Below are 22,906 nucleotides of genomic sequence, written 5' to 3'. Positions count from 1 at the left end.
GAGGGAGGTCCCCTTTTTCAGGCGGCGCGCGTCTGGGCGAAGGCGGTGACGTCGACCACCCGGGTCGCCACCGCCTCGCGGACGTCGGTGTCGTGGAAGATGCCGAGCAACGCCGCGCCGGCGGCCTGGCGGGCGCGGATCAGATCGACCACCACGGCGCGGTTCTGCGCGTCGAGGGAGGCGGTCGGCTCGTCGAGGAGCAGGATCGGCCGCTCGGCGATCAGCCCGCGGGCGATGTTGACCCGCTGCTGCTCTCCCCCTGAGAAGGTCGCGGGCGGCAGGTCCCACAGGCGCTCCGGGAGATTGAGGCGCGACAGAAGCTCCTCGGCCCGCACCAGGGCGATGTCGGCGGGCAGGCCGCCCTCGCGGCCGGCGGCGGCCACCACCTCGCGGGCGCCGACCCGCGGGATCACCCGCAGGAACTGCGACACGTAGGAAATCGTGCGCCGGCGCAAGGCCAGGATCGCGCGGGGCGAGGCGGAAGCCACGTCGACCACGGTCTCGCCGTCGCGCACCAGGATCTGCCCATGGTCGCAGCGATAATTGCCGTAGGCCATCTTGAGGAGCGAAGACTTGCCGGCGCCAGACGGCCCGCCGAGCACCACGCACTCGCCGGGATGGACGGCGAGATCGGCGCCGCCCATCACCGGCAATTGCACGCCGCCGCGCAGGTGCAGGGTGAAGGTCTTGGCGACGTCGCGGAATTCGAGAGCCGGGTTCATGCGGCGAGCACCGAGGAGACGAGGAGCTGGGTGTAGGGCTCGCGGGGATCGTCGAGCACCTGGTCGGTGAGGCCGGTCTCGATCACCCGGCCGGCCCGCATCACCATCACGCGGTGCGACAGGAGCCGGGCCACCGCGAGGTCGTGGGTGACGATGATCACCGCGAGCCCCAATTCCGCGACAAGGCCGCGGATCAGGTCGAGGAGGCGCGCCTGGACCGAGACGTCGAGGCCGGAGGTCGGCTCGTCCATCAGCACGAGGCGCGGGCCGGTGACGAGGTTGCGGGCGATCTGGAGCCGCTGGCGCATGCCGCCGGAGAACCGCGTCGGCGGGTCGTCGACCCGGTCGGCGGCGATCTCGACCTTGGCGAGCCAGTCGAGCGCGGTGCCGCGGATGGTGCCGTAATGGCGGGCGCCGGCCCCCATCAGCCGCTCGCCGACATTGCCGCCGGCCGAGACCGCCATGCGCAGGCCCTTGGCCGCGTCCTGGCGCACGAAGCCCCAATCGGTCCGCATCAGCGCCCGGCGCTCGGCCTCGCTCAGGAGGCCGAGGTCGCGCAGGATGCCATCGCGCATCCGGTAGGACACGCTGCCGGAATTGGGCTGAAGCTCGGTGGCGATGAGCGACAAGAGCGTCGACTTGCCGGAGCCGGATTCGCCGACGATCGCCAGCACCTCGCCGGGATCGAGGTCGAAGGAGACGTCGGCGCAAGCCAAGCGGGCGCCGTAACGCTTGGTCAGGCCGCGGGCCTGGAGCAGGGCGTCGCTCATGCGGTCTCCTCTGCGGTATCGCGCGTGAAGGGCGGATCGAGGCGGAAGCTGTAGCCGTAAGCCTCGAAGCCGAGACTCTCGTAGAAGCGGTGGGCGGGCTTGGCGTCGACGTTGGAGGACAGGGCGAGCTTGTAGCAGCCCTTCTCGCCCGCGAGCCGGCCGGCCTCCCGCATCATCCGCCGGCCGAGACCGGTGCCGCGCTCGGTCGCGCTCACCACCACGCTCTCGACGAGGGCGGAGGGCGTTCCCCAATGGGCGATGTTGTCGAGGATGAGGAGGCAGAAGGTGCCGACGATCCGGCCCTCGACCTCGGCGACGTAGAGCCCGTAATCGGGATAGGCGTCGAAGCGCCGGAGCAGGGCCTCGGCCCGGTCCGGGGTCGCGACCCGGCCGTCGTTCAGTTCGGCGTAGAGGCCGAGCACGGCCGGCAGGTCGGGCTCGCCGGCGCGGCGGATTGTCGGGTCAGGCATGCGCCGTCTCCATCCCGCCGGTGCCGAGATGGCCCTCCGCCCGGCGCTCCTCGCAATGGTCGGTATCCGAGCAGACGAACATCCGCCCGCCGGCATCGTCGAGCAGCACCTCGTCGAGATAGACCCCTTCCGCGCCGCAGAGGGCGCAGGGGCGATCGAAGGTCTGGACCCGGAACGGATGGTCCTCGAAGTCGAGGCTCTTCACCCTCGTGTGGGGCGGCACGGCGTAGATCCGCTTCTCGCGTCCGGCGCCGAAGAGCTGGAGCGCCGGGCAATCGTCCATCTTCGGGTTGTCGAATTTCGGCGTCGGCGAGGGATCCATGACGTAGCGGCCCGCCACCTCCACCGGATAGGCGTAGGTGGTGGCGATGTGGCCGTGGCGGGCGATGTCCTCGTAGAGCTTGACGTGCATCAACCCGTACTCGGCCAGCGCGTGGAGCTGGCGCGTCTCGGTCTCCCGCGGCTCGAGGAAGCGCAGGGGCTCGGGGATCGGCACCTGGTAGACCAGCACCTGCCCGTCGCGGAGCGGGGCTTCCGGGATGCGGTGGCGGGTCTGGATCACGGTCGCGTCGCGGGTGCGGGTGGTCACCGCGACGTCGGCCGTCCGGGCGAAGAAGGCGCGGATCGAGACCGCGTTCGTCGTGTCGTCCGAGCCCTGGTCGATGACCTTGAGCACGTCGTGCTTCCCCAGGATCGCGGCCGTCACCTGCACGCCGCCGGTGCCCCAGCCATAGGGCATCGGCATCTCGCGGGCGGCGAAGGGGACCTGGTAGCCCGGGATCGCGATCGCCTTGAGGATCGCCCGGCGGATCATCCGCTTGGTGCCCTCGTCGAGATAGCCGAAGTTGTAGCCGGTCTCGGGATTGGCGGTCGTCATTCGGCGGCCTCCTTCATCGCGGGTGCCGCGTTGCGGGCGGCGTGCTCGGCGCGCAGGCGCAGCACCAGCTCCAGCTCGGCCTGGAAATCGACGTAGTGGGGCAGCTTCAGGTGCTCGACGAAGCCGGTGGCCTGGAGCGCGTCGCAATGGGCGAGCACGAATTCCTGGTCCTGCGCCGGGGCGCCGAGCGGCTCGCCCAGCTCCTCGGCCCGCAAGGCGCGATCGACCAGGGCCATCGCCATCGCCTTGCGCTCGCTCTGGCCGAAGGCGAGGCCGTAGCCGCGGGTGAACTGGGGCGGCACCTCGGCGCTGCCGTGGAACTGGTTGACCATCTGGCACTCGGTGAGGTCGATCTCGCCGAGGGGCACGGGAAAGCCCAGCTCCTCCGGCACGAACTCGACCGCGACCGTCCCGACCCGGATCTCGCCGACGAAGGGGTGGGTGCGGCCGTAGCCGCGCTGCGTCGAGTAGCCGAGCGCCAGCACGAAGCCCTCGTCGCCGCGGGCGAGCGCCTGGAGGCGAAGCGCCCGGTCGGCCGGGAAGTCGAGGGGTTCGCGGGTGAGGTCGCCCGGCGGGGTGCCGTCGTCGGGGGCGGAGGGCTCGATCAGCCCGTCCTGGCCGAGGAGGTCGGTGACCCGGGGGGCGTGGGCGGCATCCGGCAGCGGCTCGGATTCCGCAGCCACGGGCGCCTCGCCCTCGGCGGCGAGCGCGAAGTCGATGAGGCGGTGGGTGTAGTCGAAGGTGGGGCCGAGCACCTGGCCGCCGGGCAGGTCCTTGTAGGTGGCGGAGATGCGCCGGCGCAAGCTCATGGCGCCGGTCTCGACCGGCTCGGAGGCGCCGAAGCGGGGCAGGGTGGTGCGGTAGGCGCGCACCAGAAAAACCGCCTCGATCAGGTCGCCGCGCGCCTGCTTGAGGGCGAGCGCCGCGAGATCGGGGTCGTGCAGCGAGCCCTCGGTCATCACCCGATCGACCAGCAACGCCATCTGCTCGCGGATCTGCGCCACCGAGAGTTCGGGCACCGCGGTGTCGCCCCGGCGGGTCTCGGCGAGGAGCCGGTGCGCGTTGGCGATGGCGGCCTCGCCGCCCTTCACGGCCACGTACATGGGTCAGGCTCCGGCGATGCGGGTGGAGCGCGGCAGGGCCGCGAGGCGGCCGGGGGCCGCGAAGATCAGGTCGATGCCCTCAGGGAAGCCGGCGTGGTTGCGGGCGAGGCGCGAGGCGATATCGGCCGGCAGGGGCGAGGCCGCGAGGCGGGCGCTGTCCCGGATGCCCGGGCCGTCGAGGCGCCAGCCCTCACGGTCGGAGAGGTCGGAGACCGCCAGCACCAGGGTGGCGGAGCGGTCGGGATAGGCCGGCGTGCCCTGGGCGAAGGCACCGAAATCCGGGCAGGCGGCGGGATCGGAGATTAGCGCGAAGGCGGCCTCGGCCGGATCTTCGCCGATGCGCGCGCCGGTATGGAAGCGGAGAAACCCCGCCACCGCCGGATTCCGGGCCAGGCCGGCATCGAGCCAGAGCGGCGCGTCGGCATCCGCCAGCGCCAGGGCGAGAGCGGCGAGCTCCGACGTCAGCGGCGCCGGGGGCGCGAGGTCGGTAGCGAGGGCCTGGATCGTGCCGGGACGCGCGAGCGCATCCATCACGGCGCGGAAGACGCCCTGGGCGTCGTGGACGGGGTCGGCGAAGCCGCGGGCGAGCATCGATCGTCCCGACATCAATCCTCTCCCCGGGCCATGGTGAAGAAGTTCACCCGCGTCGCCGCGATCCGGCGTGCCGCGGCCATGCGTTCCTCCGCCCGGCGGGCGGCGACGGGCGCGAGCGCCGCCTCGACCGCCTCGCGCCGCTCGGGCTGCTGCCAGAGGGCGTCGAGGGTGGCGGCGAGCCGCGCCTTCGCCCGGTCGCGGCCGAGATGGTAGGCGAAGCCGGTCTCGCCGCCGCCCAAGCGCACCGCGGCCCGGGTCACCGTCGCCTCGCCGAGGTTGAACGGCCGGCCGTCGCCGCCGATGCGGCCGCGTGTCATCACCAGGCCGGTCTCGGGCGGGCGCAGGTCCTCCACGGCGTCGGTCGCGCCGAGCCGCGTCAGCGCCCGGCGCAGCTCCTCGGGCCGGGCCTCGCCGCAGAGCGCCATCACGGCGCGGCGGGCCGTGAGTTCGGGCGAGGCGACCTTGGGCGCTTCGGGCTGACGGGCGGCCGGGTTAGGATCGGGCATCGCGGGGTCCGCTGGCATCTCGGTTGTCTAATGGTATAGACAACCGACGATCCGGGAGCAAATGAAGTTTGGATGACGGTATGAGCGCGGGCGGCGACGGCACGGTGACGGTCCTGGCGCGGGGCGAGGGCCTGGCGGCCTGGCGCCAAATCGCCGACGGCGTGGCGGCCGACATCGAGGCCGGGCGCCTCGCGGCGGGCGCGCAGCTGCCGACGGAAGCGGCGCTGGCGGCCCGGTTCGGGGTCAACCGCCATACCGTGCGCCGGGCGCTCTCGGCGCTGGCCGAGCGTGGTCTGGTCCGGGCGACGCAGGGGCGCGGCACCTTCGTGGAGACGCCGCGCCTCGCCTATCCGATCGGACGGCGCACCCGCTTCTCGGAGATCGTCAGCAAGGCCGGACGCGAGGCCTGGGGCGACCTGATCGGCAGCGAGACCGTCCCGGCCGATCCCGGGACCGCAGAGGCGTTGAGGATCGCCGCCGGGGATCCGATGCTCGAATTGCTGACGATCCACCGCGCCGACGGCACGCCGCTCTCGACCGCCCGCACCTGCCTGCCGCTGCCGCGCTTCGAGGGATTCGCGCAGGCCTACGCGACGCTCGGCTCGCTCACCCGTGCCTATGCCGAGTTCGGCGTCGCCGACTACACCCGCCTGTCGACCCGCATCCACGCCCGCCCGGCCGCCGCCGACGAGGCCGCCCGCCTCGATCTCGCCCCGGGCCGGGTGCTGATCGTGCTCACCAGCGTCAACGTCGACGCGGCGGGCGTGCCGATCCAGGCGACGCGCAGCCTGTTCGCGGCGGACCGGGTGGAGCTGGTGGTGGAGGGGTAGGGGTAGGGGCAGGGGAGGTCGCTCCGGTCGTCCACGTTCCCGTGTCCCGCAAGGCTTCCCGGGGGCGGGAAGAAGCGCGGGCGCCCCTCGCCCCGCGGGCGGGGAGAGGGGCAGGCCCACATCCACGCGCCGAACTTCCTGCCGCTACGGTCGTTACTGATGCGCCTCGCGCCGGAGTCCTCCCGATGCCCACCCGCCTGACCTGTGCCGCCCTGCTTCTTCTCTCCGGCGTCCTGCCGCTCGCGCCCGCGCAGGCCGGACCGGCACAGGATTACCAGTACCAGCGCCGGCAGCTCGGCCGGGGCCAGGTCTGCCGGCCGCCGCTGAAATTCGCGGCCGGCGCCTGCGTGCGGCGCTGTCCGGCAGGCTACCAGGACAACGGGGGCTACTGCCGCCTGCGCAACATGCAGCGCTGAACCCCTACTTCCCGGCCGCTACCAGCGGGCACCCGCCCTCGTTGAGCGGCCGGAACGCCTGGTCGCCCGGCACGGTGGCGACGAGCTTGTAGAGGTCCCATTCCCCGGTCGATTCCTTCGGGGTCTTCACCTGCATCAGGTACATGTCGTGGACCATGCGGCCGTCCTCGCGGATCCGGCCGTTCGTCGCGAACATGTCGTTGACCGGGGTCTCGCGCATCCTGGCGATGACCGTCCTGGCGTCGTCGGTGCCGGCCGCCTGCACGGCCTTGAGGTAATGCAGCACCGACGAATAGACGCCGGCCTGGTGCATCGTCGGCATCAGCCCGGCCTTCTCCTTGAAGCGGGTCGCGAAGGCGCGGGTCTCCGGCGTGCGGTCCCAGTAGAAGGCGGTGGTGAGCAGCAGGTTCTGCGCCACCTCGATGCCGAGGCTGTGGACGTCGTCGATGTTGATGAGGAGCGCCAGCAGGGTCTGGCCGCCCTGGACGATGCCGAATTCGTGCGCCTGCTTGATCGCGTTGACGGTGTCGCCGCCGGCATTGGCGAAGGCGATGAGCTTGGCGCCCGAGCCTTGTGCCTGGAGCAGGAAGGACGAGAAATCGGCGGTGGCGAAGGGCGCGCGCACCGTGGACAGCACCTTGCCGCCGGAGCGCTTCACCTCCGCGACCGCGTCGCGCTCGAGGGCGTGGCCGAAGGCGTAATCGGCGGTGACGAAAGCCCAGGTATCGAGGCCGCGCTTCACCGCGGCGCTGCCCGACACGTGCGACAGCGCGTAGGTGTCGTAGGTCCACTGGATGCCGGTGGGCGAGCATTGCGGCCCGGTGAGGTCCGAGGTGCCGCCGCCCGAGACGATCAGGAGCTTGCCCTTCTCCTTGGCGATCTGCTGCACGGCGAGCGCCACCGAGGAGGTCGGCACGTCGAGGATCACGTCGACGCCGTCGCGGTCGTACCATTGCCGGGCGATGTTGGAGCCGACATCCGGCTTGTTCTGGTGGTCGGCGAAGACCACCTCGATCGGCTTGCCGTCGAGGCTGCCGCCGAAGTCCTTCACCGCCATCTCGGCGGCGATGACCGAGCCGCGCCCGGTGGAATCGGCGTAGACGCTCGACATGTCGTTGAGCACCGCGAGCTTGACCTTGCCGTCGCTCAGGCGCGGCTCGGCGGAGAGGGCCGGGGCGGCCAGCGCGCAGAGGGAAGCGGCGGCGAGCAACGTGGCGCGGAGGGTGGTGACGGGCATGAGGGGCGTTCTCCCGGGCGCGTCCGCCTCTGGGCGAGCGGATCGTGGCGCCGTGAGCCCATCAGAGGGGGAGTGAGGGCGGTGCGCAAGCTGGGACGCGGCCTGCGAGACGGCACAATGGCGATCGATCTCGTTTCGAGACCGCTCGTCCCACCCTCCGCGTCGTTCCGGGGCCGCGAAAGCGGGGCCCGGGATGACACGGAGCGTCGGAAAGGTCGGCGCTCCTCCTGTCCGTCAAGACGATAGCGCCCTCACCGCAACGCGATCGCCAGCAGCGATCCGGCGATCGCCCACAGCGCCAGGGTCGACCACACCATCCGCTTGGTCTCGATGCGGATGCGGCGCTCGACGCGGGACACCTCGCGCAGGCCCTCCTCGTCGAGGCGGACCAGCACGCGCTTGGCGCGCTGGGCGAGGTCGGGCACGTCGGCGACCACGTCGGCGAGCGTCAGCACCGCGCGCCGCGCCTGGTCGGCCCGGCCGATCGGCCCGAGGTTGCGGCCGAGCCAGGCGCGCACCACCGGCTCGGCGGTGGTCCACATGTCGAGGCGCGGATCGAGGGAGCGGGCGACGCCCTCGACCACCACCATGGTCTTCTGGAGCATCACCAGCTCGGTGCGGGTGCTCATGTCGAAGAGCGCGGTGACGTCGAAGAGCAGGGTGAGCACCTTGGCCATCGAGATCTCGTCGGCCCGGCGCTGGTGGATCGGCTCGCCGATCGCCCGGATCGCCTGCGCGAAATCGTCGACGGAGTGGTGCGAGGGGACGTAACCGGCCTCGAAATGCACCTCCGCCACCCGGCGGTAGTCGCGCAGGATGAAGCCCAGGAGGATTTCGGCGAGGAAGCGGCGTTCCTTCAGGCCGAGCCGGCCCATGATGCCGAAATCGACCGCGACGAGCCGTCCGGCCGGATCGACGAACAGGTTCCCGGGATGCATGTCGGCGTGGAAGAAGCCGTCCCGGATCGCGTGGCGCAGGAAGGACTGGATCACGGTCCGGCCCAAAGCCGCCACGTCGTGCCCGGCCGCCACGATCGCCTCGCGGTCGTTGAGGCGGATGCCGTCGATCCACTCGCTCGCCAGCACGTCGCGGCCCGTCAGCTCCCAGACCGGCTGCGGCACCCGGAATTCGGGATCCTCCTTGATGTTCTCGGCGAGTTCCGAGAGGGCGGCGGCCTCGAGCCGCAGGTCCATCTCCATCGCCACCGAGCGGGCGAGGGTCTCCACCACCTCGCGGGGGCGCAGGCGCTCGGCCTCGGGGCGCAGGGCCTCGACCACCCGGGCCATGAAGCGCATCGCCTGGATGTCGCGGGCGAAGCGCTCGCGCACGCCGGGCCGCATGATCTTGACCGCGACGACCCGATCGGTGCCGTCGGCCTCGCGCACATGCGCCTTGTGCACCTGCGCGATCGAGGCGGCGGCGACCGGCTCGCTGAACGAGGTGAACAGTTCGGAGAGCGGCTTGCCGAGGGTCGATTCGAGGATCGCGACCGCCACGTCCTGCGGGAAGGGCGGAACCCGGTCCTGCAGGCGCTCCAGGTCGCGGGCCGCCGCCATGCCGACGATGTCGGGCCGGGTCGCCAGGAACTGGCCGAACTTGACGTAGGACGGCCCGAGCCGCGTCAGCGCCGCGGGCAGGCGGCCGGGGCCGAGGCCCGGGCGCTCCAGCTTGCGGCCGAGGCGCAGGACGAGGCGCAGGTGGGGCGGCAGCTCGGCGGCATCGACGAAGGACAGGCCGCCCTCGCGGGCCATGACCCAGCCGACATGGATGCCCCGCGCGAGGTGGGCGACGAGGCTCAGCACGGCCGGTGCCTCACGCGAGCTTCCAGCCGGAATGGATGGCGCAGATGCCGCCCGAGAGCGGCCGGTGGGTGACGTGGCCGAACCCGGCGTCCTCGATCATCCGGGAGAAGCTGCCGGGCGTCGGGAAGCGGCGGATCGACTCGACGAGGTACTGGTAGGATTCCTTGTCGCCGGCCACCATCGCGCCGAGGCGCGGGATGACGTTGAACGAGTAGGCCTCGTAGATCTTGTCGAGCCCCGGCACGTCGACGTGGGAGAATTCGAGGCACAGGAAGCGCCCGCCGATCTTGAGCACCCGGTGGGCTTCCGCCAGCGCATGCTCGATCCGCGGCACGTTCCGGATTCCGAAGGCGATGGTGTAGGCGTCGAAGGTATCCGACGGCATCGGCAGCGCCTCGGCGTTGCCGGCCACGAAGTCGATGCGCGAGCCGTACCGGTGGCCGGCCCGCTCGCGGCCGACGCCGAGCATCGCCTCGTTGATGTCGAGCACCGTCACCTTGGTGTCGGGCCCGCCCGCCTCCAGCGTGCGGAACGCGATGTCGCCGGTGCCGCCGGCCACGTCGAGCAGGCGGAACGGCCGGGTGCGCGAGGGGCGAAGCGTGGACACGAAGGCGCTCTTCCACGCCCGGTGCAGCCCGCCCGACATCAGGTCGTTCATGAGGTCGTAGCGCTTGGCCACCGAGCGGAAGACCTCGTTGACGCGCCCCTGCTTCTCCGCGAGCCGGACGCGCTCGAAGCCGAAATCGGTGCTGGTCTCGTCGCCGGCCATGCGTTCAGGTCCCCTGTCGTGGCGGCCTGCATAGCGAAGCCGGTGAGAAATCACCATCTTGGCCTGCATCTTCGCCGGGGTACGCTTCGTCGCGCCCTGAGCCCTTCTCCACGGACGAGTGATGCCCGAACTGCCCGAAGTCGAGACCGTGCGCCGCGGATTGGCCCCTGCGCTGGTCGGCGCCCGCTTCACCGAGGTCGTGCTGAACCGACCGAACCTGCGCTTTCCCTTCCCGCCGCGTTTCGCCGAGCGGGTGCGGGGCCACGCGGTGACCTCCCTGTCGCGGCGCGCCAAGTACCTCGTCGCCGAGCTGTCCTCGGGCGAGGCCCTGATCATGCATCTCGGCATGAGCGGCCGGTTCGACGTGCAGCTCCCCGACGGCCGGCACGTCTCGCCCGGCGACTTCTACCTCGAAGGCGCGCAGGGGCAGTCGAAGCACGACCACGTGCGGTTCGGGCTCTCGAACGGCGCAAGGGTCGTCTACAACGACGCCCGCCGCTTCGGCTTCATGGACCTGGTCCCGTCCGCCGGCCTCTCCGCCTGCCGCCACTTCGCCGGGATGGGCATCGAGCCGCTCGGCAACGAACTCTCGGGCGAGACGATCGCGCGGCTCTTCTCCGGCAAGCGCACGCCGCTCAAGGCCGCGCTCCTCGACCAGCGCCTGATCGCGGGGCTGGGCAACATCTACGTCTGCGAGGCCCTGCACCGGGCTGGCCTCCACCCGGAGGCCGCCGCCGGCACGCTCGCCGACGCCGCCGGCCGCCCGACCGCGAAGGCCAAGCGCCTCGCCACGGTGATCCGCGACGTGCTGACCGAGGCGGTGGCGGCGGGCGGCTCGACCTTGCGCGACTACGTCCACACCGACGGCAGCCAGGGCGCCTTCCAGCACGCCTTCCGGGTCTACGACCGCGAGGGCCTCGCCTGCACGGCGCGGGGCTGCCGCGGGGTGGTGCGGCGGCTGGTGCAGTCGGGGCGCTCGACCTTCTTCTGCGAGACGTGCCAGCCGGGGTGAGGGGGCCGATGTCCAGCTCGATCGCACCCGGCGATCACGGACTGCTCACGGTCGGCGACGGCACCCGGATCTACTGGGAGACCTCCGGGCGTCCGGACGGAATCCCGGCGCTCTTCCTGCATGGCGGGCCTGGCAGCGGCCTCGGCACCGGCGGCTATCGGCGCCATTTCGACGGCGCACGCTACCGCCTCGTCGGCATCGACCAGCGCGGCTGCGGCCGCAGCCGGCCGCTCGCGACGGCGGATCCGGCAAGCCTCTCCGCCAACACGACTCAGGCGCTCATCGCCGATGTCGAGGCGGTGCGGGTACATCTCGGGATCGAACGCTGGCTGGTCTCAGGACTCTCGTGGGGCACGACGCTGGCGCTGGCCTATGCCCAGGCGCACCCGGGACGGGTGAGCGCACTGGTCCTCGCCGCCGTCACAACCACCAGCCGCGACGAGGTGACGTGGATCACCGAGACCGTCGGCCGGGTGTTTCCCGAGGCGTGGCAGGCCTTCGCCGAGTCCTCCGGCCGGCGCGGGAACGAGCGCATCGTCGAGGCCTATGCGCGCCGCCTCGCCGGCTCCGATGCCGAGGACAGGCGGCGAGCCGTCCGGGACCGGATGGCCTGGGAAGCCGCTCACGTCTCGCTCGATGCGCCACCAGCGGCAAGCCCTTCGCAGGACGACCCGGAGCGGGACGCGGTGTTCGCGACGCTGGTGACCCATTACTGGGCGCATGACGGCTTCCTGCGCGGCCCGGACGCGATCCTGTCCCGGATGGGCCGGCTCGGCGGCATTCCCGGCGTGCTGATCCACGGCCGGCGCGACATCAGCGGACCGGCCGCGACGGCCTGGCACGTGCACGGGCTCTGGCCGGGGAGCCGGCTCTGCATCGTGGAGGCTGAAGGACATGGCGGGCCGGAGATGGCCGCGCGGATGCGGATCGCGACGGATTCATTCGCGGGGCAGGTTGACGGCTGAGCCTCGGAGGCGTGCGGGAACCTGTTTGATTGGCCCCAACGCCGGCAATACCAGCCAATTCATTCCGGAGCCGCGCAGCGGAGCCCGGGATCCGGAACCGCAGGAGGTGCAGGGAAGAGCAGATATACCTCCGCTTCCTTCTGCTTCACCTGAGCGTCTGGATTCAGGGCTCCGCTGCGCGGCACCGCAAGGACTCGGACGTTGTGGGCGTCGAGCAAGGCCGGCTTGCCAGATCAGTGGAGCATGCTTCGTCCGCCACCCGCCGAAGAAGGGCAGGGCGCCGGAGCGCCCGCCCTCAGCCTTCCGCCGGCTTTACCTCGGCCTTCGGGCCGCCCTTGGCGACGCCGACGAGCGCCGGGCGCAGGACGCGGTCGCCGATGACGTAGCCGGTCTGCACCACCTGCACCACGGTGCCGGAGGTCACGTCGGGGTTGGGCACCTCGAACATCGCCTGGTGCAGGTTGGGGTCGAAGCGCTGGCCGTGCGGCTCGACCTTCTTCACGCCGTGGCGCTCGAGGGTCTTGATTAGGTCGCGCTCGGTCAGCTCGATCCCGTCGACCAGGGCCTTGAGCGGACCGTCGGCGCCCGCGCGGGCCTCGACCGGGACGGCTTCGAGGGCGCGGCGGACGTTGTCGGCGGCGTTGAGCATGTCGCGGGCGAAGTTGGTCACCGCGTAGGTGCGGGCATCCGCCACCTCGCGCTCGGTGCGCCGGCGCAGGTTCTCCATGTCGGCCAGCGTGCGCAGCAGCTTGTCCTTGAGGTCGAGCTTTTCGGCCTCGAGGGCGGCCAGCGCGTCGCCGTTCGGCGCAGCCTCCGGCGCGGAGGCGGGAGCGCCCTCGGCAGCCGCGGGCTCGTAGGCCCGCGCGGCGTTCTCCGTGTCGTTCGGCGTCATTGTCATTCCGAAAAAGGATCTGGGAGTGACCCCGATATCAGGTGCGAGGCCGGCGAAATCAAGCTTCGCCGGCGGCAGGAGCCGTCTCGCTCGGCTCGTCCTTAAGGGCTCCCTGATGCGTTCCCTTGGCGCTGCGGCGGCCCTGGCCGCCCCGGGGCAGGTCGGCCTCGAACACCGCCATCACGGCCCGGCGGATCGTCGCCTGCCGGTCGGGCTGGGTCACCTTCGTGCCGGTGAGGTCGGTGACGTAGAACACGTCGACCGCCCGCTCGCCGAAGGTCGCGACATGGGCCGAGGTGATGTTGAGGTTGAGCCGGCCCAAAGCCGAGGTGAGGTCGAACAGGAGGCCCGGCCGGTCGAGGCCGGAGATCTCCAGCACCGTCTCGCGGGCCGAGAGGGCGTTGTCGATCGACAGATCCGGGGCGACCTGGAAGGTGCGCGGCCGGTCCTTCACCGGGTGCTTGTCGGCGACGAGGTCGGCGATGCGGATCTCGCCCTTCAGCGCCCGCTCGATCGCGGTGGCGATGCGGCCGGTCCGGCGCAGCTCGTCCTCGTCGCGCTCGAAGGCCCGCGACAGGGTGATGGTGTCGAGCACGAAGCCGTCGGCGGTGGTGAAGATCTGCGCGTCGACGATGTTGCCGCCCGAGGCCGCGCAGGCGCCGGTGAGGATGGCGAGCAGCCGCGGGTGGTCGGGGGAGTAGACGCAGAGTTCGGTCACCCCGCGCGACGGGTCGGTCTCGAAGGCGGTGGCGACGGTGTTGCCGGCCTCGGCCGCCGTCCGGATGAAGCGGGCGTTCGTGAGCTGGCGCCCGGCATCGACCTTGAGCCAGTAATGGGGATAGTGCCGGGCGGCGTAGGCGTCGAACTCCTCGGCCGTCCAGTCCGTCAGCTGCTCGCGCAGGCGCATCTGGATCAGCCGCACCCGGTCGGTGCGCGGGATCTCCGAGCGCCCGCCCGACAGGACCATCTCGGTCTCGTAGTAGAGGGTGCGCAGAAGCGTCGCCTTCCAGGCGGTCCAGGTGCCGGGCCCCACCGCCTTGATGTCGGCGATGGTGATGACGAGGAGCAGCTTCAGCCGCTCCAGGCTCTGCACCACGCCCGCGAAGGTCTCGATGGTCTTCGGATCCGAGAGGTCGCGGCTCTGCGCCGTCATCGACATCAGGAGGTGGTGCTCGACGAGCCACGCGACGGTGCTGGTCTCGGCGGCGTCCAGCCCGAAGCGGGGCCCGAGCTTGCGGGCGACCGCCGCGCCGGCGATCGAGTGGTCGTCCTTCCGGCCCTTGGCGATGTCGTGCAGGAACATCGCCACGTAGAGGGCGCGGCGGTTCTGGATCGTGCCGACGATGCGGTGGGCCAGCGGATGCTCGTCCTCCAGCTCCCCGGCCTCGATCTTGGCCAGCACGCCGAGCGAGCGGATCAGGTGCTCGTCCACCGTGAAGTGGTGGTACATGTTGAACTGCATCATCGCGACGATGCGGCCGAAATCCGGCACGAAGCGCCCGAGCACCCCGGTCTCGTTCATGTGCCGCAGGACCGTCTCGGGGGCGTTCCGCGAGGTGAGCAGCTCGATGAAGAGGCGGTTGGCCTCGCGGTCGACCCGCACCATCGGGCCGATCAGGGCGAGCGAGCGGGTCGCGAGCCGGCTCGCATCGGGATGGATCGCGAGGTCGTGCCGGTCGGAGAGCCAGAACAGCCGGATCAGGTTGACCGGGTCGCGCTCGAAGGCGGCGTCGTCGCGGACGTCGAGACGGCCGGTATGGATGCGGAAATCGTCCGCCTCGAGGTCGGGCGCGCGGAAGTGCTGCTTGAATCGGCGCAGCCAGCGGTCGAGCACCGGCGGGCGCTTGGCGTGGCGCGCCTCCATCTCGGCGCAGACGATCGCCGTGAGGTCGCCGACATCCTTGGCGATCAGGAAGTACGACTTCATGAACCGCTCGACCGCCGCGAGGCCGCCGCGGGCGCCGTAATCCAGGCGCTCGGCGATGCGCGGCTGCAGCCCGAACGACAGCCGCTCCTCGGAGCGCCCGGTAACGAAGTGCATGTGGCAGCGCACCCGCCACAGGAACTCGTCGCAGCGCTCGAACAGCCGCAATTCGTCGGGGGTGAACAGGCCGGCCTCGACGAGGTCCGCCGCCTCCTTCACCCGGAACGTGTACTTGGCGATCCAGAACAGGGTGTTGAGGTCGCGAAGCCCGCCCTTGCCGTCCTTGACGTTGGGCTCGACGAGGTAGCGCGAGGCGCCGCTCTTCTGCACCCGGGCGTCGCGCTCCTTGAGCTTGGCCTCGACGAACTCGGCCGCCGTGCCCTGCACCACCTCGCGGTCGAAGCGGGTCTCAAGCTCGGTGAACAGGGCCCGGTCGCCGAACAGGAAGCGCGATTCGAGGAGGGCGGTGCGGATCGTCATGTCGCCGCGGCCCTCGCGCAGGCACTCGGCGACCGAGCGGGTGGCGTGGCCGACCTTCAGCTTCAGGTCCCACAGCACGTAGAGCATCGCCTCGACGACGCTCTCGCTCCAGGCGGTCTGCTTGTAGGGCAGGAGGAACAGGAGATCGATGTCGGAGCCCGGGGCCAGCAGGCCGCGGCCGTAGCCGCCGGTCGCCACAACGGCGATCTGCTCGGCCGCGGTCGGGTTGTCGGCCCGGTAGAGGCGCTTGACCACCGCGTCGTAGATCGCCCGGATCACCGCATCCATCTGGGCGCAGATCAGGCCGGCGCAGGCATGGCCGTCGCGGTCGGCCAGCAGCCGCCGTTCGGCCTCGGCGCGGCCGGCCTCGATGATGCGGCGCAGCTCCGGCACCAGCCGCTCGCGCAGGCGGGTCGGGTCGCTGAGCGACTGGTCGATGCCGGCAAGCAGCGCGCGCAGGGCGGCGTCGGTGTCGGACGGGTCGATGACGAGTTCGGACATGGCAGCCGGATTCGGGCCTGGAGCGGGGGACGAGCGCGCGGCCGGGTCCCGTCGCGTCGCTTCCTGTTTCGCATTCCGGCCGGCGGAAAGCCAACGCTTCCGCGCGGCGCACAGGCGCCCACAGGAGCCTGCGTTCGCTCCAAAAGGCCAATCCGCTTCATCGGCCGTATCGTTTGACACTCCGAACGGCGCGCCCTAGCTATGACGCCGGCCCGCCCCGCCCGGTGGGCGGGTGACCGAAGGGGAGAGACGATGCGCATCCACCGTCGCGCGCTGATCGGGGCAGCAACTGGCGTCGCTCTCGGGGCCCTCTGCTTCGCCCCCGCCGGTCCGGCGCTCGCGCAATCCGCCAAGGAAGTGCGCCTCGACTGGGCGACCTACAACCCGGTCAGCCTCGTCCTGAAGGACAAGGGCCTCGTCGAGAAGGCGCTCGCGCCCCAGGGGATCACGGTGCGTTGGGTCCAGTCGCTGGGCTCCAACAAGGCGCTCGAATTCCTCAATGCCGGCTCGATCGATTTCGGCTCGACCGCCGGCGCGGCGGCCCTGCTGGCGCGGATCAACGGCAACCCGATCAAGGCGGTCTACGCCACGTCGCGGCCGGAATGGACCGCGCTGGTGACCCGGCCCAATACCGGCATCACCGCGGTCAAGGACCTGAAGGGCCGCCGCGTCGCCGTCACCCGCGGCACCGACCCGCACATCTTCCTGATCCGGGCCTTGCGCGGCGCCGGCCTGACCGAGCGCGACGTGAAGCTGGTGCTGCTCCAGCATCCCGACGGGCGCACGGCGCTGGACCGCGGCGACGTCGATGCCTGGGCCGGCCTCGACCCGATCATGGCGGCGGCCGAGATCGAGAACGGCGACGTGCTCTTCCACCGCGACCCCGCCGCCAATACCTGGGGCGTGCTCAACGTCCGCGAGGACTTCGCCAGGCAGAACCCCGACCTGACCCGCACGGTGCTGGCCGCCTACGAGGAGGCGCGGAAAATCGCGCTCGCCGACCCGAAGGAGCTGACGCGGATCCTGGTGGCGGCGACGAAGCTCCCCGAGCCGGTGGTGGCCCGCCAGCTCGAGCGCACCGACCTGTCGCAGCCGGTCATCGGCAAGCTCCAGGCCGAGACGATCCTCGATGCCGGCACCGCGCTCCTCGATGCCGGGGTGATCCCGGCCGGCACCGATGTCGGCGCCGCGGTCCAGGCGCTGATCGACCCGCGCTTCGGGCCGGCGGCGCCGTGAGGCCGGACGCCGGGGCGCTCACCGCCGCGACTGCGCCGGCCGGGACACCCTCGCGGCGATCCTGGCGCCTGCACGGCGGGCGGGGGCTCGCCGGGCTCGCCCTGCCGCTCGCCCTGGCCCTCGGCTGGGAGGCGGCGGTGCGGGCGGGCCTGGCGCAGGGGCGGCTGGTGCCGCCGCCGAGCCGGGTCCTCGCCACCCTGTGGGGCCTGGCGGAAAGCGGCGAACTCTGGACTCACGTTCTCGCGAGTCTCACCCGGGTCGCGGCCGGGTTCGGCTTCGGGGCGCTCGCCGGCATCGCGGTCGGGGCGCTCACCGGCACCCTGCCCTTGGTGCGGCGCCTGATCGATCCGAGCCTCCAGGCCCTGCGGGCGATCCCCTCGATCGCCTGGGTGCCGCTCTTCATCCTGTGGTTCGGCATCTTCGAGGCCTCGAAGATCACCCTCATCGCCGTGGGGGTGTTCTTTCCGGTCTATCTCGGGGTGGCGGGCGCCATCGCGGGGGTCGACCGCAAGCTCGTCGAGGTCGGACGGGTCTTCCGGCTCTCGCGCCCCGCGCTCGCCCGGCGCATCCTGCTGCCGGCGGTCCTGCCGGCGACCCTGGTGGCGCTCCGCACGGGGCTCGGGCTCGGCTTCATGTTCGTGGCGGCGGCCGAGCTGCTCGGCGCCTCGGAGGGCCTCGGCTATCTCCTCCTCGACGGCCAGCAGCTCGGCAAGCCGGACCAGATCGTCGCGGCGATCCTGGCCTTCGCAGGCCTGGGCAAGCTCTGCGACGCGGTGCTCGTCGGGCTGACCTCGCCCCTGGCGCGCTGGCAGGACACCGCGCGGGAGTCCCTCTGAGATGCTGATCCTCGACCGGCTGTCGAAGACCTATGCCGACGGCACGCGGGCGCTCGCCGACCTCTCGCTGGAGGTGCGGGCCGGGGAGATCGTGGCGCTGATCGGCGGCTCGGGCTGCGGCAAGACCACCTTGCTGCGCCTGATCGCCGGGCTCGACCGGGCGAGCGCCGGGGGCATCAGCCTCGACGGCGAGGCGATCGCCTCTCCGCATCCGGGCGTCGGCATCGTGTTCCAGGAGCCGCGGCTGCTGCCCTGGCTCAGCGTCGCCGACAATGTCGGGTTCGGTCTCGACGGCTTGCCCAGGGCGGAGCGCCGGTCCCGGGTCGCCCATGCCCTGGAGCGCGTCGGCCTCGCCGAGCATGCCGGGCGCTGGCCGCGCGACCTGTCGGGCGGCCAGCAGCAGCGGGTGGCGATCGCCCGCGCCTTCGTCGCCGCCCCGAAGGTGCTGCTCCTCGACGAGCCGTTCTCGGCCCTCGACGCCCTGACCCGGGCCGGGCTGCACCGCCACCTGCTCTCCTTGTGGGAGGAGAGCCGGCCGACCGTGCTCCTCGTCACCCACGACGTCGCCGAGGCGGTGGCGCTCGCCGACCGCGCCGTGGTTCTGCGCCCGAAGCCCGGCCGGATCGACGATACGATCCCGCTGCCCCTGAGCCGCCCGCGCCAGCCCTCCTCGCCGGGCAGCGAGGCCGCCGCCCGCACCATCCTGGCGAGCCTCGACCGCTCGTTGCGCCCGGAGGGCGAGGCCGACAGGGCAAGGCCCGATGCCCCCGCCCTGTGGTGGTGAACGCCTCGCCGCATGCCCTGGCACGAGGCGGCCGCCGGATGCTAAGCCGTTCGCCCATAAACCGGGAGGACACCCCATGGACGCCACCGAACTGCGCTCGCTCCAGGCCCCGATCAAGGACCGCTACCGCACCGACCCGGATGCGGCCGTCATCACCCTGAAGGCGCAGGGGTCGCTGGACGACGGCGGCATCGCCTGCAAGGTCGAGACCGGCCGGGCCCTGGCGGTGGCGGGCCTCCACCCGGCGAGCGGCGGCTCGGGCGCCGAGCTCTGCTCCGGCGACATGCTGCTCGAGGCGCTGGTCGCCTGCGCCGGCGTGACCCTGAAGGCGGTGGCGACCGCTCTCGAGATCCCGCTGCGCAAGGGCGTGGTGAAAGCCGAGGGCGACCTCGATTTCCGCGGTACCCTGGGCGTCGACAAGGGCGCGCCGGTCGGCTTCCGGGCGATCCGGATGAGCTTCGAGGTCGACTCGGATGCGCCGCAGGAGAAGCTGGACCAGTTGCTGAAGCTCACCGAGCGCTACTGCGTGGTGTTCCAGACGATCAACCAGAAGCCGCAGCTGGACGTGGTGATGACGCGGGGGTGACGGGACCCGCCTCCGTCGGCGCGCCGGCTCGCGGCCGGCCGGTGTGCCGCGGCGGTGGCCGCACGCGCGGCGGGGACGAGGGCAGGGGGCACCGGCCGGCGCTCTCGGAGCGTTGCGCTGTCACATTGAAGTTTCAAGCGGACGATGAAAAGCGAGGCGCCGAAAGGCGCCTCGCATCTCCTTTCAAAATCATGGCATGTTATTTATATCTATCTCTATATGTAAATTACGACATTTTGATTTGTATTTATCTCTGATGCGCTTATTTAAATTCTCAAGTTACTAATTCGTATCCTCATCTGCCAATTTTATATTTAGTGTGTAAGATATTGTTGCCGCGCGTTTATTGCTACGGTCCACACCCGTATAGGCAATCAAGCTGGATATTGCGATCATTCATTTTGGCGATACACTGTGCTGCGAGTCATTACGGGGCCGTCGTGGATGACTTCCGATCATCGAGGCGTTGAAATGAGCGAGATGCCGCAGCCCTGCACCGGACAGCGCCCGGATTTCGAGATCGGGCTGGCCCTCGCCGGCGCCATCTCCGCCGGCGCCTATACGGCCGGTGTCATCGACTTCCTGATGCAGGCCCTCCAGTCCTGGGAGGACGCGCGCGGCAAGGGCGCCCCCGCGCACGAAGTGAAGATCCGCACGATCGCTGGGGCTTCGGCCGGGGCGATCACAGGCGCGCTGGGCGTCGTGGCCATGGCGCGCGGCCTGCGGCCCCAGCCTTTGTCCGACGCGGAAATGCGGGTCGCGCAGGATGCTCCCCGGGATCGAATCCAGCGCATCCGCTGCGTTCTGCCGAGCCTGTACGAGACTTGGGTGATCCGCCCGACCATGGTGGCGGGCTCGGACAGCGGCAACATGGACCTGCTCGGGAACGACGACTTGGCAGTGCCCGGTCCGACTCATGACGCCGGATCGCACGCCCATCCCCCCGGGGTCGTGCAGTCGATCCTCAACGCCGCCCTCCTGGATGAGATAAAGACGAAAGCACTCGAATTTCCTGGATACGATGCAAAATACTTATCAGAAACTATAAATACCACAAATAATCAGATACCAGGCGGTCAGATATCAGATAAAAATATACAGTTTCTGTCTGAAGAGATGCACGTTTTCATGACCGTCACAAATTTAAGAGGAATTCCATTCACGGTCAATTTTGGCAACGCTCAGTACGATATGATGACGCATGGAGACCGACTTCATTATAAGATACGCGGGGTCGGCAGCCATAGCTGGCCAAAGACATCTTGGCTCGCCACCGACAAGTGCATCACGCTGGACGCCCACACGCTTCCGAAGACGGCGGATGACCAGATTCCGGACACGTGGCAATCCTATGGAAACACCGCGATCGCGTCGGCCGCGTTTCCGGGCGGCCTCGCGCCACGTCCGATCGACACGCCATTCGGCCAATACGAGGACCGGAATTATCCTCTGCCCTGGACCACCCAAAAGATCGAAGCCAAGTTCCCTAAAAACATCGACTTGCAAAGCAATTATAAATTTTTGAGCGTGGACGGCGGCGTCGTCAACAACAGCCCGTTCGATTTCGTCGAATATTCTTTGTGGGGCTGGGAATCGGAAAGAGAAGAAAAAAGAAAGACCGGCGCCGACGCGGATCGGGCCGTCATCATGGTCGCGCCATTTCCAGACCCACCCGCCTTCCTGGGCGAAGGACAACCACCGGCGGAAGTCGTCGCGGTGCTGCGAGCCCTGTTTCCAACGCTGATCAACCAAGCCCGATTCCGGGCCTCCGAACTCGGCGCCGCGATGGATCCGAGGGATCGCAGCCGCTTCCTGGTTTCGCCCCGGCGTTCGGTCGAAGGGCAGGAGCCTGCGCGGTTTCCGATCGCGTGCGGCCTGCTCGGCGGGTTCGGGGGCTTCCTGCACGAGGAGTTCCGTGCCCATGACTTCCAATTGGGACGCCGCAACTGCCAGCGCTTCCTCGAGACCACCTTCGGGTTGCCCAGCAAGGAAGGCCCACCCCGCGCAGGGGCCGGGAATGGGCCGAACCGAACCGCGGACTCCTCCGGCAGCGAGACAGCGGCCGACGTTGCGTTCAAGATCGTGCCGCTCGTCGGCGAAGCCCTCAGACCTGTCGGCTTGCCGCCCTGGCCGCGGATGACCGGCAAGGAGTTCCAGCACCTCATGGGGCGGATCAAAGGTCGGTTCACCGCCGTCAAGACACCGCTGATCAACGCGCAGCTTGCAAAAGCCGAGCTGCGCCTGACCGCGGACTTTTTATTGTGGATCGGTCAAAGCCGCGCTCTCAAGGTCGTCGAGCTGGCCATTCTCTCCGACCTCGTCCGTCGCGACCAGATCACCGGCTGGGAGCTGCCCAGTGACCTCGACGGGATATTCGAAGGGGATCCCGAGAAGAATCCTGACGCCTACATCGCGGACGATGCACGTCTGATCCTGTCTTCGTTGGTCGGCCCGATGAAGACGTCGTTGTCAGTCGCAGAACTGACCAAGGCGACGCATCTCAAGCCATGGTTCATCGAGCGCGTCCTGAACGCCCTAGCCGACCTTCCGCCCACGGCGCCTCATCGCGTGGTCACGACCGGGCAGTATCACACGCTGCAAATGCATCTTCCGACGGGATTGCGCACGGTGCCGTTGATCGGTTCGTTGATCGGCCGCTTCCGTCCACAGCCATACCATTACGGCTGAACCGGCGGAGCCGCTCCGGGGCTTGTTCGGCCGATCTCGAAGCCGGCACGCCCCCCTCGACCGCGCGGGCTGGTGATACGAATGCTGGAAGGGGGCTTCCGGACTTCGTATCACTCCCCCCGCGCCAGGAACTGCCGGAACCGCTCCGATTGCGGTGCGGTGAAGACCTGCTCCGACGGCCCGTCCTCCAGGATCCGCCCCTCGTGCAGGAACACCACCCGGTGGGCGACGTCGCGGGCGAAGGCCATCTCGTGGGTGACGACCAGCATGGTGCGGCCCTCTTCGGCGAGGGCCCGCATCACCCGCAACACCTCGGCGACGCGCTCGGGATCGAGGGCGGAGGTCGGCTCGTCGAAGAGCAGCACCCGCGGATGCATGGCGAGCGCGCGGGCGATGGCGGCGCGCTGCTGCTGGCCGCCGGAGAGGTGGGCAGGGTAGTGGTCGCGCTTGTCGGCGATGCCGACCTTGGCGAGCAGGCTCTCGGCCTCGGCGACGCATTCGGCCTTTTTTCGCCCCAGGACGTGGACAGGCGCCTCGATCACGTTCTCCAGAACCGTGCGATGGGACCAGAGGTTGAAGCTCTGAAACACCATGCCGACCCGCGAGCGGATGCGGTCGACCTGGGCGCGATCCGCCGGCACCCGGCCGCCGCGCCGGGGGCGCCAGGCCACGGGCTCGTCGCCGATCACGACCTCGCCGGCTTCCGGCACCTCCAGCAGGTTGATGCAGCGCAGAAGCGTCGACTTGCCGGAGCCGGACGAACCGAGGATCGCCACCACCTCGCCCTCCCGAGCCGAAAGCGAGACGCCGCGCAGGACCTCGAGGTGGCCGAAATGCTTGTGCAGGTCGCGGACCGCGACGGCCTCGGGACGGGTGGGCGAGGGGGCGAGCATGGGACGATCCGGT

At 70.4% G+C, this 22,906-nt stretch carries 22 protein-coding genes; 9 read left to right on the top strand and 13 right to left on the bottom strand.

What is annotated here, in order from left to right; all coding sequences use genetic code 11:
- Window positions 1-17: 17 nt before the first annotated feature.
- The 7 genes from phnL to phnG are packed head-to-tail and all read right to left on the bottom strand — an operon-like array spanning window position 18 to window position 4,961.
- The gene (gene phnL / locus G4G93_RS14770) at window positions 18-722 is read right to left on the bottom strand and encodes a phosphonate C-P lyase system protein PhnL (protein ID WP_165085151.1); all 705 of its coding nucleotides are present in this window, start codon (window positions 720-722) and stop codon (window positions 18-20) included.
- Entirely contained in the window at window positions 719-1,492 is a 774-nt protein-coding gene (gene phnK, locus G4G93_RS14765; RefSeq protein WP_165085150.1) for a phosphonate C-P lyase system protein PhnK, read from the bottom strand. The genes phnL and phnK overlap by 4 nt, the downstream gene beginning before the upstream one ends.
- On the bottom strand, window positions 1,489-1,962 hold the full coding sequence (locus G4G93_RS14760) for a GNAT family N-acetyltransferase (protein ID WP_165085148.1): 474 nt from the start codon (window positions 1,960-1,962) through the stop codon (window positions 1,489-1,491). The genes phnK and G4G93_RS14760 overlap by 4 nt, the downstream gene beginning before the upstream one ends.
- A complete protein-coding gene (locus G4G93_RS14755) occupies window positions 1,955-2,839 on the bottom strand; it encodes an alpha-D-ribose 1-methylphosphonate 5-phosphate C-P-lyase PhnJ (protein ID WP_165085147.1) in 885 nt (294 codons plus the stop codon). Before G4G93_RS14755 ends, G4G93_RS14760 begins: the two co-directional genes overlap by 8 nt.
- Entirely contained in the window at window positions 2,836-3,942 is a 1,107-nt protein-coding gene (locus G4G93_RS14750; protein ID WP_165085145.1) for a carbon-phosphorus lyase complex subunit PhnI, read from the bottom strand. Before G4G93_RS14750 ends, G4G93_RS14755 begins: the two co-directional genes overlap by 4 nt.
- A gap of 3 nt (window positions 3,943-3,945) precedes the next feature.
- The gene (gene phnH / locus G4G93_RS14745; RefSeq protein WP_246736783.1) at window positions 3,946-4,548 is read right to left on the bottom strand and encodes a phosphonate C-P lyase system protein PhnH; all 603 of its coding nucleotides are present in this window, start codon (window positions 4,546-4,548) and stop codon (window positions 3,946-3,948) included.
- The gene (phnG, locus tag G4G93_RS14740) at window positions 4,548-4,961 is read right to left on the bottom strand and encodes a phosphonate C-P lyase system protein PhnG (RefSeq protein WP_165085372.1); all 414 of its coding nucleotides are present in this window, start codon (window positions 4,959-4,961) and stop codon (window positions 4,548-4,550) included. The genes phnH and phnG overlap by 1 nt, the downstream gene beginning before the upstream one ends.
- Before the next feature lie 161 nt (window positions 4,962-5,122).
- On the opposite strand from phnG, the gene phnF reads away from it, so the two are divergent.
- Window positions 5,123-5,872, top strand: coding sequence for a phosphonate metabolism transcriptional regulator PhnF (phnF, locus tag G4G93_RS14735; protein WP_165085144.1), 750 nt, complete (start codon window positions 5,123-5,125; stop codon window positions 5,870-5,872).
- A gap of 185 nt (window positions 5,873-6,057) precedes the next feature.
- A complete protein-coding gene (locus G4G93_RS14730) occupies window positions 6,058-6,288 on the top strand; it encodes a hypothetical protein (protein ID WP_165085142.1) in 231 nt (76 codons plus the stop codon).
- Between the two features lie 4 nt (window positions 6,289-6,292).
- Here the strand turns inward: G4G93_RS14730 and G4G93_RS14725 are convergent, their stop codons facing one another.
- The 3 genes from G4G93_RS14725 to ubiE form a co-directional block, all read right to left on the bottom strand.
- Window positions 6,293-7,525, bottom strand: a complete 1,233-nt coding sequence (locus G4G93_RS14725) for an ABC transporter substrate-binding protein (protein ID WP_165085141.1) — start codon at window positions 7,523-7,525, stop codon at window positions 6,293-6,295.
- Between the two features lie 251 nt (window positions 7,526-7,776).
- Window positions 7,777-9,327 carry a 2-polyprenylphenol 6-hydroxylase gene (gene ubiB / locus G4G93_RS14720; protein WP_165085139.1) on the bottom strand — a complete coding sequence of 517 codons (1,551 nt, stop codon included), beginning with the start codon at window positions 9,325-9,327 and terminating at the stop codon, window positions 7,777-7,779.
- A 10-nt stretch (window positions 9,328-9,337) separates the two neighbouring features.
- Entirely contained in the window at window positions 9,338-10,096 is a 759-nt protein-coding gene (gene ubiE, locus G4G93_RS14715) for a bifunctional demethylmenaquinone methyltransferase/2-methoxy-6-polyprenyl-1,4-benzoquinol methylase UbiE (RefSeq protein ID WP_165085138.1), read from the bottom strand.
- A gap of 121 nt (window positions 10,097-10,217) precedes the next feature.
- On the opposite strand from ubiE, the gene mutM reads away from it, so the two are divergent.
- Together mutM and G4G93_RS14705 are read left to right on the top strand one after the other, a co-directional pair.
- Window positions 10,218-11,108: a bifunctional DNA-formamidopyrimidine glycosylase/DNA-(apurinic or apyrimidinic site) lyase gene (gene mutM / locus G4G93_RS14710; protein ID WP_165085137.1), complete on the top strand. Its 891-nt coding sequence runs from the start codon at window positions 10,218-10,220 to the stop codon at window positions 11,106-11,108.
- Window positions 11,109-11,116: 8 nt separating this feature from the next.
- On the top strand, window positions 11,117-12,073 hold the full coding sequence (locus G4G93_RS14705) for an alpha/beta fold hydrolase (protein ID WP_165085136.1): 957 nt from the start codon (window positions 11,117-11,119) through the stop codon (window positions 12,071-12,073).
- A gap of 295 nt (window positions 12,074-12,368) precedes the next feature.
- On the opposite strand, the gene grpE is transcribed toward G4G93_RS14705, so the two are convergent.
- The gene (gene grpE, locus G4G93_RS14700) at window positions 12,369-12,965 is read right to left on the bottom strand and encodes a nucleotide exchange factor GrpE (protein ID WP_165085135.1); all 597 of its coding nucleotides are present in this window, start codon (window positions 12,963-12,965) and stop codon (window positions 12,369-12,371) included.
- 58 nt (window positions 12,966-13,023) lie between these two features.
- Complete coding sequence (locus G4G93_RS14695; protein WP_165085134.1) at window positions 13,024-15,870, bottom strand: [protein-PII] uridylyltransferase; 2,847 nt, start codon at window positions 15,868-15,870, stop codon at window positions 13,024-13,026.
- Between the two features lie 252 nt (window positions 15,871-16,122).
- On the opposite strand from G4G93_RS14695, the gene G4G93_RS14690 reads away from it, so the two are divergent.
- From G4G93_RS14690 to G4G93_RS14670, 5 genes are all read left to right on the top strand, one after another.
- The gene (locus G4G93_RS14690) at window positions 16,123-17,106 is read left to right on the top strand and encodes an aliphatic sulfonate ABC transporter substrate-binding protein (protein ID WP_165085133.1); all 984 of its coding nucleotides are present in this window, start codon (window positions 16,123-16,125) and stop codon (window positions 17,104-17,106) included.
- Window positions 17,103-17,942: an ABC transporter permease gene (locus tag G4G93_RS14685; protein WP_165085132.1), complete on the top strand. Its 840-nt coding sequence runs from the start codon at window positions 17,103-17,105 to the stop codon at window positions 17,940-17,942. The genes G4G93_RS14690 and G4G93_RS14685 overlap by 4 nt, the downstream gene beginning before the upstream one ends.
- Window position 17,943: 1 nt before the next feature.
- The gene (locus G4G93_RS14680) at window positions 17,944-18,726 is read left to right on the top strand and encodes an ABC transporter ATP-binding protein (protein WP_165085131.1); all 783 of its coding nucleotides are present in this window, start codon (window positions 17,944-17,946) and stop codon (window positions 18,724-18,726) included.
- A 76-nt stretch (window positions 18,727-18,802) separates the two neighbouring features.
- Window positions 18,803-19,312, top strand: a complete 510-nt coding sequence (locus G4G93_RS14675; protein WP_165085130.1) for an OsmC family protein — start codon at window positions 18,803-18,805, stop codon at window positions 19,310-19,312.
- Window positions 19,313-19,783: 471 nt separating this feature from the next.
- Window positions 19,784-22,000: a patatin-like phospholipase family protein gene (locus G4G93_RS14670; protein ID WP_165085129.1), complete on the top strand. Its 2,217-nt coding sequence runs from the start codon at window positions 19,784-19,786 to the stop codon at window positions 21,998-22,000.
- A gap of 110 nt (window positions 22,001-22,110) precedes the next feature.
- Here the strand turns inward: G4G93_RS14670 and G4G93_RS14665 are convergent, their stop codons facing one another.
- Window positions 22,111-22,893, bottom strand: coding sequence for an ABC transporter ATP-binding protein (locus G4G93_RS14665; protein WP_165085128.1), 783 nt, complete (start codon window positions 22,891-22,893; stop codon window positions 22,111-22,113).
- Between the last annotated feature and the right edge of the window lie 13 nt (window positions 22,894-22,906).

Source organism: Methylobacterium sp. DB0501, assembly GCF_011043735.1.
Lineage (GTDB): Bacteria > Pseudomonadota > Alphaproteobacteria > Rhizobiales > Beijerinckiaceae > Methylobacterium > Methylobacterium alsaeris.
This window is presented reverse-complemented; position numbering and strand designations above follow the sequence as displayed.